The sequence below is a fragment of the Flavobacterium resistens genome (assembly GCF_900182645.1).
Taxonomy (GTDB): domain Bacteria; phylum Bacteroidota; class Bacteroidia; order Flavobacteriales; family Flavobacteriaceae; genus Flavobacterium; species Flavobacterium resistens.
Genome location: NZ_FXTA01000006.1, coordinates 344049 through 357333, shown reverse-complemented (window position 1 = coordinate 357333; position 13285 = coordinate 344049). Strand labels below are relative to the sequence as shown.

At 34.4% G+C, this 13285-nt stretch carries 8 protein-coding genes; 1 reads left to right on the top strand and 7 read right to left on the bottom strand.

What is annotated here, in order from left to right; translation table 11 throughout:
• The first annotated feature begins 665 nt into the window (after window positions 1–665).
• Entirely contained in the window at window positions 666–1025 is a 360-nt protein-coding gene (locus tag FN795_RS20360) for a hypothetical protein (protein WP_142452319.1), read from the top strand.
• A gap of 6 nt (window positions 1026–1031) precedes the next feature.
• Here the strand turns inward: FN795_RS20360 and FN795_RS20355 are convergent, their stop codons facing one another.
• The 7 genes from FN795_RS20355 to FN795_RS20325 form a co-directional block, all read right to left on the bottom strand.
• The gene (locus FN795_RS20355; protein ID WP_167498104.1) at window positions 1032–2387 is read right to left on the bottom strand and encodes a serine hydrolase domain-containing protein; all 1356 of its coding nucleotides are present in this window, start codon (window positions 2385–2387) and stop codon (window positions 1032–1034) included.
• A gap of 65 nt (window positions 2388–2452) precedes the next feature.
• Window positions 2453–4468, bottom strand: coding sequence for a DUF2264 domain-containing protein (locus FN795_RS20350; RefSeq protein ID WP_142452317.1), 2016 nt, complete (start codon window positions 4466–4468; stop codon window positions 2453–2455).
• A gap of 68 nt (window positions 4469–4536) precedes the next feature.
• Window positions 4537–5562 carry a glycoside hydrolase family 43 protein gene (locus tag FN795_RS20345; protein WP_244290018.1) on the bottom strand — a complete coding sequence of 342 codons (1026 nt, stop codon included), beginning with the start codon at window positions 5560–5562 and terminating at the stop codon, window positions 4537–4539.
• A gap of 75 nt (window positions 5563–5637) precedes the next feature.
• Window positions 5638–6765 (bottom strand): glycoside hydrolase family 43 protein, encoded by a 1128-nt coding sequence (locus tag FN795_RS21520; protein ID WP_142452316.1) that lies wholly within the window; start codon window positions 6763–6765, stop codon window positions 5638–5640.
• 1 nt (window position 6766) lies between these two features.
• Window positions 6767–7624, bottom strand: a complete 858-nt coding sequence (locus FN795_RS21515; RefSeq protein WP_142452315.1) for a glycoside hydrolase family 16 protein — start codon at window positions 7622–7624, stop codon at window positions 6767–6769.
• A gap of 251 nt (window positions 7625–7875) precedes the next feature.
• The gene (locus tag FN795_RS20330; RefSeq protein WP_142452314.1) at window positions 7876–9861 is read right to left on the bottom strand and encodes a RagB/SusD family nutrient uptake outer membrane protein; all 1986 of its coding nucleotides are present in this window, start codon (window positions 9859–9861) and stop codon (window positions 7876–7878) included.
• Between the two features lie 11 nt (window positions 9862–9872).
• Window positions 9873–13205, bottom strand: a complete 3333-nt coding sequence (locus FN795_RS20325; protein ID WP_142452313.1) for a SusC/RagA family TonB-linked outer membrane protein — start codon at window positions 13203–13205, stop codon at window positions 9873–9875.
• Window positions 13206–13285: the final 80 nt, after the last annotated feature.

Genomic DNA, 13285 nt, shown 5'->3' with positions numbered 1-13285 from the left:
AACGTCTCTCGTTGTTGCGGGTGCAAAAGTAGAACCTTTATTCAGTTATACAAGCTTTTTCGATGTGTTTTTTTTATCTTTTTTTGGATTATTTCCTAACTCGCTGATAACACTTTATTTACAATTCAAACTTTTTTGATTCCTTGTGACGTTTTTCTGAATCAAGGTGCGGTTTTCATCGTTTTCGGGGCTTTTCTGCTTTCCGTTTTATTGATTTTTTAGTCTTCACCACGCTTTTATGAACAAAAAACAACCTTTTGAAGTCGAACATTTGGCCGTCTTGATCCCGGAAAGACGCAAAAGCCCTGAATTCCCTTCCTTTCAGCCCCTCCTTTTACACGCAATCTTCCCTTCTCACTCTGGATTTCTTCTCAAAACAGCTACCATAGCCCCGATAGAAGCCGAAATCCTTTTGCTTTTTTCTTTAAAAAGCAAAAGATTGGAGCGGATAGCGGGAAACAGCTCCTTATAAATAACAATCTTAAAACTCCATCGTCTAAACTTAGAAAAGCTTCCACTCCACTCAGCTTGGCAAAAGCTCTACTTAAATATATTATAGTATGAAATAATTTCCTCCTTATATATATGTATAGAAAACATGAGCCAACTTTAACTAGCTATACAGTTATTATATATTTTATCTTTGCTTAAAAAAGAAACCATTAATGATCATACAAGATTTAGTTGGCAGATATGCTATTTCAGGAAGTAATCAGGACGAAAATAACGACATTAGTTACAAAGGCGTTTTAACTTTGTCGTTAGATAAAAACAATAGAATTATTGCGCACTGGTTAATTAATAATACACAAGAACAAAAAGGAAAAGGTTTCTTTAAAGATAATATTTTAGTAATTAATTTCAATTATAAAGGTGACGATAGAAAAACTTATAAAGGAGTTGCTGTCTACAAATGTATCACCAGGGATGTTCTTGATGGATTTTGGTCTGAAAAACATGGCAATCCACTCTATCTTGGAACTGAGCATTGTTTAAGAATGGAAAGTACTGAAGCACTCAACTAATGTCTATTAGTTTTTTTTCCATTCAAAGTTCCCATTTTGACTTACATTAAATTTAGTGACTTTTCCATTTTCCTTTATAAACTCACATTCGGCACCCAGAATATTCTTAAACTGGAATTTTGTATTCGATTGAAAAATTAAAGCAACAGTTCCCTGACCTGAAATTTTAGCAAGTAATTGCCCGTTTTCCTTTATAATTACTATTGTCCTTTTAGTGTCTTTTGACAATGTATAAGTACCTATATATTCATTTAGTAAAGCATCATCTATTTTTACTTCATTTTGGAATGTTTTTCCCAATGCAAGACTTGTAATATCAACTGACAATTCATCTTTTGGAGCACATTCGCAATTAAATAATGCAGCAACAAACACATCCTCTTCGGGAAAATAGATTTCATTACTTAAAAATCCTGTTATAGAGCCACCATGCTCAATAGATTTTATACCATTTATATTTTTTAATATCCAGCCATAACCATATTCTGTCGTGCTTCCATCTTTCAATTTAAAAGGCACAAATGCTTTTTCTAAAGTTTCTTTTTTAAGGATCTTATATGAATACAATTCTTTGTTCCATTTTAATAAATCATCAACATTTGAAATCAGTTCACCTGCAGCATAAGCAATAGTCATACTCCAGTAATCAGCGTTTTTAAATTCTGCTCCTTCTTTTCGATACCCGTTGACTCTATTGGGAATAATATCATTTGAAGTATCAAAATAGATATGATTTAAATTCAACGGCTTTAAGATATTATCCTGCAGATAGGCTTTATAGCTTTTGCCTGATATTTTTTCAATAATATATCCTAGTAGAAAATAGCCTGAATTACTATATTTATATTTAGTTCCGGGCTCAAATTCTAATGGAAAATTTTTAAAACGATCTATAAGTTCTTTCGGGTCAAAGTCTCTCCTTTCTAAATTAGGTTCTGGATAATCAATCTGCATATAATCCCTTATTCCTGATGTGTGTGTCAATAGATTCTCAATAGTTATCTTTTTAGAATTTGACGGAAAATCAGGAACGAATTTCTGCAAGCTGTCTTGTAAAGAAATTTTACCTTGCTCTACCAATTGCAAAATAGCAACAGCTGTGAATTGTTTCGTTATTGATCCGAGTTTAAAAACCATTTCTGGCTTAATTGGCACATTTAATTCAAGGTTTGCACTTCCAAAAGCTTTCTTATAAACAATCTCGCCTTTTTTTGCTACCAATATTTCACAACCGGGCTCGGATGCTCTAAATTTAGAAGAAAGCAATTCATCCAATTTTTTTTCTAATTGCATGTCTTCTTTAGATTGTCCATAAGTGCAAACTATCCATAAAAAGGAAAGAAGAAAATATAATTTATTCATGTGGTTAATTAAATATATCATTAGACAAATTCATGTAATATACTATTTTTAAACACATTACAAAACTATTTTTCATTAAATTCGATTAACTTCTTTATCCCGTTTTTAAATTCTACTGAAATCGTTCCATTTGTCTGTTCTGAAACTTTTAATGGAACAAGTTCTTTATTATTCCATTTGTCGCCCGATTTTTTCCAAAGCATCAATGTTGCATAAATAGCTGGTTTATTTGATTCAGAGTTTGCTACAACATTAATTACCTTGCTTTCCTTACTTTCTGGATGAAGCCCTTTTGCATCTACGATTTCAGACTTTTTCCATCCTAAAAGCGGAATCATGGCTAATTGATATTTTCCATTGTCGATAATCGTAACCTCTTTACCTTCAATCGTTTTTTTAGTTGTAATGATTTCTTTCCCTAATTTTGGTAAAGCATAATGCCCTAATCGCATTTCGATTGGTTTATTACTGTTGTTTTTATCTACTCTTAAAATTCCGTTAGGAAGAGGAATATCCGCTAAATCAAATCGAATATTTTCATCTGTTTCCAATACTGCATTTCTATAATAAATACCATTTTCATACTCCTTAAATGTATATAATCGAAAAGCTTCCCACTCACTTTTTTTATTTTTAATCACGTAGTTCATTGCCACTTCGCCGTTTTCACCATCAGCTTGCCAAGGAAAAGCACTGTTATATGATAATCTGTTGTAGTTTTCGGTTGAGCGGAATTTCTGCCAATCGCTACTTACTTTTTCATGGCACCACGCTCGAACTTCTGAAGCTCCAATGTTTGGATAATCTGTGATTAAAATATGAGATTCTCCTTGATATTTATTGTAAACTTCATCTTTTTTGAATTTCGTTTCCCAATCACCATTATTTTCTTTGCTCGTCCAAAATGGATTATTATCTGGAACCAGCAAACCTAAGAAGATTTTCCCCATCCAAAATACACTTCCGCGACAGCTATAATTTTGTACTGCCGGCTCAAATTCGCCATAAAAACCAAGTGTAGGCACATTATCTTTCATAAAATCAGGATGCGTTAAAAATTGTTTAATTACTCCTGATGAAATCCTGCGCATCCAACCAAAATTTGTATCAGGATTATCGTAGAATCCCATTAATGGAAAAGGAACTACAGCTCCAGTTCTGTAACTAATACTTCTGCCCCACATAATCATTTCGCCATTCTTGCTGAACAAATAAGGATAATTATCTTTTAAATCGCTGAAATTAGTTGCGAACTTTGCTGCATAATCAGGATAATATTTCTTTCCAAAAAACTCCGACCAAATCGTTCCATACATTTGAAAAGCCCACATACTATAATAGTCAAAAGCTGGAGCATCATTATACCAGCCATTGCCACGATAATGTTTTAATGATTTTTCTAAATATTCAACAAGCAATTTTTCGTTAACGCTGTAACCTTGATCTTTGAAAAAACTCAAAACAAAAATGTTGAAAAATTTCCAATTTGAATCTACTGTTGGTCCATCTCCATAACTGAGCATTATTTTAGCCAAATCATCTTTTTGCGATTGCGGAAGCGGTTTCCACAAAACATCCGGATTTGTCATCAATGAAAGCGCCAAGGCTCCAAATTCAACTAATTTTTGGCTTGGACCACCGTTTTTAGCTCGAGGCTCTATATAGGACGGATTTATTGGATCTGTAAGTTTTGTTATTTGGTATCGATAATAATCAGCAACTTTAATGTTATTGATTACTAAATTTGGATTCTCTTTTAATAAAGGTGAAGCAATAAATAAAGTTCTGCAAAGCCCCTCCAGTTTTTCTGTTGGAACTTGATTTTCATTTGCTGGATAACTTTTCCCTTCTTGTTTGGGGAATTTCATCGGATCATCCATTGAATGAACATAACTAAATGCTCCTTCCAGCAAATATATTGCCGCGTCTCTCCAATGCTGTTTTGTCATTCCTGTATAGGGACTCGCGTTAAAATCAGGATTTTTTATCTGAAATACATTCTCGGTATTTTCTTTTTGCTGTGAAAATAAAGATTGGCCGAAAATAATCGCTAAAAACAAGAATGCTCTTAATTTATTCATTTTTAAAAACTTTGTAATTCTTTGTATAAAATCTACTTTTTATGGATGCATTGAATCTTAAATGTATCCTATGGCAAATACGGTTTTAATACCACTAATTTATCTCCAGATAAATCTATTTCAAAAAATTTCGGAATTCTGACTGTTTTACCCTCCACTTTTTTATGACTATGAACTGACATTAACCATTTGCCATCAAATGTTTGAAATAACATTCCATGACCAAAATTTGGAGGTGTAATAGGATCTTTTTCCTGAATCCACGGACCGTCTAAAGTACCGCTTTTAGAATAAGCAACTCCCTGTGTATAAACATCATAAATCCAGCTAGTCCAAATCATTCCTAAGCGTCCGGAACCTGTCTTAAACAAATAAGGGCCATCTGTAACTTTATTCGGTTTGTCATTTCCCTTAGCGTCTTTTTCTCTGCTCCAAGGGGAATCACTTGCTTTAAAAAGTAATTTTCCTTCTCCAATTGAACCACTTAAATCTGGTTTAAGTTCTATTTTTTCAATAGTTCCGTTTCCATTTTGTAGCCACTCATAACAATAGATCATATATGGTTTCCCATTCTTATCAACCCAAAATGTGCCATCCAAAGTTGGTTTATTAACAGGCAAATAAATGTCATCTTTCATTGGCAAGTAAGGCCCCTGAGCATTATCGCTAACCAAAATGTGACTCGCACGACGCTCAATTTTATTACCGGCAACAGTATCTATTATTTTGTCTCTATTTGTAAAAGTAGCGAAGTAGTAATATTTATTTTTAAACTGATGAAATTCTGCAGCCCAAATCATGGGGTTTTGCCCCATCCATGAATTTGGGTTTGTTTGGGCAATTTCATACGGACCACTCCATAATTTTAAATCTTTACTTTTCCAGAGTAAACCGCCTGTACCAGTCATGTAATACATATTGGTTTTCTTATCTGCTAAAATAGCTGGATCACTCAATCTAATCGAATCTAAAGGAACAGCTTCTTTTATTGGTCTCTTTTTCTGAGCGTGTGTTGTTGAAAAATATAAAAGACATATAAACATCGAAAAAACAAGACGTGATTTCTGTTTAAAATAATTTTGCTGAGTTTTCATTTTTATATTTTTTTAAAGTAACATGCTGATTTAGCAAATCCTAATTTATAAATTTACAGCTACTTACAACTGTTTTTATTGATTTTCTGTAAAAGCGTTCAAATTCCATTTCTCTGCCCACTTTAAAACCGGCTTTTCATTTGTAATGGTAATTGGAAGCCAAATATAACTTCCATCAATGGGGTTTTCTGGTTTCCAGCGATCAGCCATAAAAATAAATTGATCTTTTTTTCCGAAGATAGGTAAAATATAAGTGCTTTGTGAATGAAATGTCAAACCAGCATCTTCACCTATACATGGATTTCCCAATGATTTCCAAGGTCCAAAAATCGATTTTGATGAGAAAGAGCGCGCTTCGTTTGGATCCCAACCAGTACAACCCGAAGTTATCATGTAATAGATTCCTTCTTTTTTAAAAATAGCTGGAGCCTCATTGTGTCCGGCAGGTGCCATTCTTGCCCATTTTTCAGTAAAATCTAAATAATCATCGGTAAGTTCAGAAATGTGAAGCGTCAAATTATCTTCAGAAGAATGAATTAAATACGCTTTTTGATTTTCATCCACATAAACTGTCATGTCTCTTGACATTTGACCTTTCTTGAAATCCCTACGAACCAACATTCCATCGTTTACAGCAGTTAGCCATTCTGAACTCCATGATTTTAACTTATCTTCATTTGGAGAAGACGTTTTATTTTCCTCTTTAAAATTCATTGGCCAAACTCCTTTATTGGGACGATATGACTTATAAAATTTAAAAGGACCTTTTGGATTATCACTTATTGCAACTGCCGCTTTTGCCGCATTATAACCTTGATTTTTTAATTCCAAATGAAACCACATCAGATATTTTTTCGTTTTTTCATTGAAAATCACTTTTGGACGTTCCATTATGCAACCTTTGGTTATTTCCGAATTCGGATTTTCTTCTGCTTTTAAAACGATTCCCTCATTTTTCCAATTGTATAAATCTTTAGAAGAATAACAGCTGAAACCAACCAAGGATGTATTCCCTCCTTTACCTTCTGTTTTATGTTCTCCATACCAATAATAAGTTCCGTCAACAAAAAGAATACCACCGCCGTGCGCGTTAATATGAACTCCATCTGTATCTTTCCATTCTTTTCCTGGCTCAAATTCTTTGTTTTGACTGAACATTATGGCGCATATAAAACTTATAATTATCGAATATTTTAATCTCATTTTAATTCTTTTTTTGATAAACCCTGATATAATCTATTATGTATTTTGACGGGAAACTGTCTGGTGTGAGTTTCCCGCCATTTATTCCGCCAACAGCCAAATTGACCAATAAATAATGCGGCTGCTGAAACGGAAATATTTTTTGATCTGCATTTTGATTAGCATCTTTTACACTAATTTCATTCAGTAACTGATTGTCAACATACAATTTAATCGCATCGGCATCCCAATCCATTCTCCAGATGTGAAATTTATCTGCCCATGAATTATCTTTAAAATCAGTCAATTTTTTTATTTCGCTATCCCAGGCAACATTCTGTTTGTCTGATTTCCAGGCGGCGTTAGCTAATATTTTTCCAGTGTAATATTCCATAATATCAATCTCTCCATTTGCAGGCCAGTTTCCTTCAATGCCCAAAGTCCAAAAGGCCGGCCACATTCCGTTTTTTACCGGAATTTTAGCCCGCATTTCGAATCGGCCATATTGCCAGGAATGCTTTCCCTGCGTGATTAAACATGAAGAAGTGACTTTTATCGAATCTCTTTGTTTTTTCCAGTCACGATGATTTTTAGAAATAAAATTCGGATTTACTTTGTTTTCTTTTCTGGCTTCAATAATCAAAAAACCATCTTTGCAGTAGGCATTTTCTTTTTGATACCATTGATCTTCCTGGTTTCTCACAAAACCTGTTTCGCAATTCCAATTCTTTTCATTCGGAATTCCGTTTTTTGTAAACTCATCACTCCAAACTAATTTGTATTCTTCATCTCCAAACGCTTTTTCTGCTTTTGAAACAAATCCTGAAAGTAGTGTCAATACGCCGGTTACAAGTAAAAACCTTAAAAGGTAAAATTTCATCTCTTATTATTTAAAATTGAAAATAGCGTTTCAATTTTGGTTAATTTATTTCAATAAAATACTAATACATTATCTCCATAAATGAAATAATGTCTTGTAAATCAATATTAAATCTATTATTGTGGATAAATCAGCTGCGAAAATAAATTGCTGATTTTTAAGCTTAATTTATAAACAATACCTCTGCTGCATTTACAGCAGAGGATATTATTTAAGTCCAAAACAGGATAACCTAATCTAAATTGGTTAAATTATAACTGACTTTCATCAGCAACAGCATCCTGCCATTTATCCCAAACTTTAATGTTAGCATCATAACCGTCATAACCGAAGTTCTGACTTAATTTGCCTTTAATATTCGCCGTAATAGCACTGCTTGGAATTGGCCAGTAGTTATTACGTTTATCCATCGTATAAAACTTAGTTCCATTTGGAACTACAATACCACTAGGATATTTATTGTACAATGTATAGTGAACGATACGTTGCCACCAGTAACTTCCGCCGGCATTATCAGTTCCGGATTGTTTATCCCAATTGGTTTTATTGTATGTCTGGCCCCATTCGTCAGGTTTTCCACTAAGAGCTAAACAGTGTGAGATACGTTTTAACTCGACATTCCTCCATTCTTCCAGATAAAGTTCTCTTCCTCTTTCTGCACAAATATCACCTATAGTTACTGTTCCATACATTTGTGCTGCGCCTGCTCTCGCTCTCACTGTATTCACATCCTGAGCTGCTCCACCAACGTTTCCTTGGTAAAAACGTGCTTCGGCTCTTAATAAATAAGTTTCAGCTAAACGATATAAGTACCAATGTGCTTTACTTCCTGTACTTGCTCCCTGAAAATCAGTTGCATTTGGATTCGTTTCATTTACAACGTCATGCAAATAAATTTTATATAACGGAAAATCAAACCATTCACGAAGAGTATCTTTTGATAACAAAGTCGTACCATTTCTCAATCTAAAATTTTGACCGTAAAATGCCGAAGTTTTATCACTATATTTAAGATCTTCCATATTTACCCAGTTACCAACTGTGCTGTTATGTCTAAGGTCTTTTTTGTCTTCAACACCATTTACAACCCACATTGGATGTTGCGAATAATAAGAAGCACTAATTGTAGCAATACCACGTCCTAATGCTCTTGCATAATCATAATTAGCTTGGTAATTGGCAGTGTTGTTTGAGGCAAAACGATTTGCTGCTTGTTTTCCATCTGGAGTTGTTACAGTTGCAGAATTCCAGTTAGGTCCAAAAATTCTCATTGAAGCAAAAGGCAAGAAAGATTGTACTCCGCCATTTGGCATTATCATAATGGCTTCTCTATTAGCTGCAATAACTTTATTTTCAGGTCGGTGTAAATCCCAAATTACATTTCTATTAATTGTCCATGTTGTTGGATTTCCACCTGGATCAAAAGTTCCAAAACTAGCTTGCATTAAAGAATAGCCAGATGAATTAATCAGTAAATCTGCCTGATTTTCTGCATCTTTAAATCTTCCTGAAGCCAAGTAACATTTAATCAATAACTGACGGCAAGCTCCTTTGTTCACTACACCTAAATAAGGCAATTTGGCTTGATCTGGTACCCATTCCACAGCTTTTTCCATATCGGCAGTAATCATTTCGATGATAGCTTCTTTTCTAGTAGAATAATAACTCTGTTTTGGAACTTCCAAAATTTTAGTAATCAATGGAATATCTCCAAATTGATATACCAGATTAAGATAACGGTATGCTCTATGAAAATAAGCCTGACCGATATATTTACGTTTAACTTCTTCAGACAAACTTGTTACTTTATCAATATAAGTCAGTACAGTGTTAGCATGTTTGATTCCGGTATAAGCTTCATCCCAGTAAAATCCTAGGTAAAAATCATCGTTTGTTGCTGTTTTAAAACTTCCTGTGGGAACTATAGTGTTAGCAAAATCAGAAATGGTACTGCTATTATCTGTTTTTCCATATTTTGCCATATCAGAGAAAACGTATTCTGTTCCAATTGGCACACTATTACTAGCGCTATTATAATGAATATAATTGTTACGAAGTTGTTTATCGGCACTTGCTAAAACTGCCTGCAATCCAGATTCAGTACTAAAAGTAGTTTCAGGCTCATAAAACGAAAGCGGATCTGGTTCCAAAAAATCCTTTGAACAAGAAACCAAAAGAGCAGTCACTGCTACTAAAGGCACAAGTGTTGAGATTTTATTTTTTATATATTTTTTCATTATTGTAATTATTAAAGTGAAACGTTAAATCCTAAATTAAACATTCGTGTAGCTAGTCCACCTGTTTCTGGATCTCCATAATATTTCCATTCTTTAGAAGCAGACCATGTTGCAGCGTTCTGAACCGAAGCATAAATTTTGAAGTTTCTCACATGCAAACGATCAACAAGGTCTTTAGGAAGTGAATAAGCCAACGAAATATTATCTAAACGGATAAAACTGCGATCGTATAATTTTGATACTCCAGCTCCTGCAGGCCCTCTGGCATCAAGACGCGCCCAATCATTTGTTGGATTATCAAGTGTCCAATACGGATTTACAAATGGATTGTAGTTATTTGTATACAAACTTCCATCATTATAATTATTCATATAGCGGCTATCAAGTGATTTGTGTCCCATATACGAATACATGTTAATTGCCAAATTCCAGTTTTTATAAATTTTGAATTCGTTGCGCAATGACCAGTTGATTGGAGGTGCGGTCTGTCCTAAAAACTGTTTGTCTTTTTCGTTATACGTTGGTTTTCCGTTAACATCATCTGCTGTATAACTGTTTTCAACTTTTGGATCACCAGGACGCTGACCATATTTTGCAGCTTCTACAGCTTCATCTTTTTGCCAAATTCCGATTACTTTATAATCCCAGATTTGAGAAATCGGTTTACCAATAAACCATACATTCGTTTTATCATCTGCCTCTTTAGCTCCTATTACATTCCCATTGGCATCCTTAACATCTTCCATGTTTCCATACAATCTATTAATAATATTCTTGTTGTATGAAAAAGCAACCATTGTAGTCCACTCAAAGTTTGGCTTTTTCATGTTTAAAGTTGTAAGGCTTATTTCAATACCTTTATTTTCAACCTCTCCAAGATTGGTTGCAATTGATGAAAATCCAGTAAACACAGGCAGACGCTGACTCATGATCATATCATTTGTAACGGATCTGTAAACATCGATTGTACTTGTAATTCGGTCATTTAAGAAACCAAGATCAAGACCAATGTTTGTTGCTGTAGTTTTTTCCCATTGCAAATTAGGATTTGCCATACGGTCAATTCCTAAATATTTCGTATCAACAATATTTCCTGAAGCATCAAGATATCCCATTGTTGCTCCTGTACCTGAACTTAAATTTGCTAAAGCCAAATAAGGATCAGCAAGCGATCTATTTCCGTTTTTACCCCATGACAAACGCAATTTACCTGTACTCATAGGCGCCCAATGAAACCAACTTTCTTTATTAAAGCTCCATCCCAATGCTACAGAAGGAAAAGTTGCATACGGATAAGAAGCTCCAAACGCTGAATATCCGTCGCGACGTACCGTTCCTGTTATCATGTAACGATTATCGAATGAATAGAAAAGTCTTGCCATTAATGCATCTGCTGTTTGATGCGTGTCTGTCGATGTAAATGTACTATTAGCCAATGTTGCATTAGAAATATTGTGATATCCTAAGGCATCTGAAGGCTGAATATTATTAGCATCAACACGGTCTGACCATGATTTTAAATCTTCAGCTTCCTGAACAAAAGTTGCTATAATATGGTGTTTTCCATTAAATGTATGATCCCACGCAACAGTATTGTTTATGTTCCATGTGAATTTTTTACCGTTTTCTCTGTCAACTCCTATGTTAGCAGGACTCCAGTTTTTGTTCCCAGCCGACTGAAAATAACGGTTGTAAAAGAATTCATAACGCGGCGATGCATTAAATGAATACGTAATACCTAAAGGCAAAGTTACCTTTGTATTAAAAATAGTATTCAATACAGTATATCCTCTGTCAAGATCCATATATTGGCGATCATAGTAATAGTTATAACCTCCAATTGTTGGTCCCATTGGTTGTCTTGCATAATCGCCATTTGTTTCTTTAAAGTTAGCAAACGGGCTGTTTCTTAACATATTTGCATCCCAATAATTAGTTCCTGTACCAACAGATATATCTCCGTCTGAACGATCTTGAAAGTTAACATTTGCTCCAAATTCAAGCCAATCTGTAACTTTAGCATCCACTTTCATATTCGCACGAACTGCAGAATAATCATTTCCCTGAATAGCGCCTTCTGAAGTTAAAGATCCCAAAGAAATATAATAATTTACTTTGTCACTTGCTCCGGAAACACTTAAATTATTATCACGATTTATTCCTGTTCTAAAAGTACTATCATACCAATCGTGCGTTTTTCCATCTGTGAAATTTTTCAAAAGCGTAGCATCAGTAATTCCTAGACGTAATCCCCAAACTTCATTCAAACTTTTACCTTGGATTTGTGCAGCTGGCTGATAAGCTAACCATTGCGCCTGAGTAATACCATACTGACTTAATTGGCTAGGATTTGTATAATAGCCCGGTTTTCCTGCAGCAGTTCCTGTAACCCATGCCTCGTAATTTCCGGTTGTTGTATTTGTACCATATGTTTTAGCAGTTTCCCAATCTTCACGATATTTTACATATCCTTCTGGAGAATATACATCACGATAAGCGCTTTCATTAACAATCGTCATGTTTGTTGTCAGGTTAATAATAGGCTTACCCGTTTTTCCTTTTTTAGTTGAAAGAACAATAACTCCTGCTGCTGCTTTAGAACCATATACAGCAGTTGCAGATGCATCTTTCAAAATATCAATCTGACCAACATCATCAGGATTAATTTCTGAAAGCTCTCCATAAAACTGCATTCCGTCTAAAATAATAAGCGGTGAATTATGACCAGCACCATCCGGATTATAAACAGAAGTCTGCCCACGAATCTGCAAAGATCCTCCTCCTTTTGCAGCAGGATCATAACCTACTTTTAAACCTGGAACTCCTCTTAATAAATCCTGAACAGTCTGCGGGTTTTGATTTGCTAACGATTCTGCTTTAACCTGAACAATTGCTCCTGTTAAATCGCTTTTTTTCATTTTACCGTATCCAACTACTACAACCTCATTTAATGAAGCCGCATTTTCTGCAAGCTGAACGATGATATTTGCTTTATTTTTTACTTGAATTTCCTGAGTCACATACCCAATATAAGACACTACTAATATTGCGTTTTGATCTCCTTTTAATTCAAATTTTCCGTCAAAATCTGTAATTGTACTAATTTTAGTTCCTTTAATCGAAACTGTAGCTCCTGGAAGCGGCAATCCGTTTTGGTCTTTAACCTGCCCGCTAATTCCATTTTGCTGTTCTATTTTTTCCAGCGCATTTGTTCCTGATGGTTCTCCTGCATATGCCTGTACTTGAGATAATGAAACCAGCACACAAAAAATGGCCAATTTCTTTTTAAAATCAAATCCAGATACATAATCAGGAGTCGTCATCTTCCTAATAAAGTTTTTCATTTTCTTGGTTGTAATTTTGGTTAAATAATTAGTTTGGTTTAAATCTCAGTCGCATTTGAAACAAAAAAAATCATGATTGC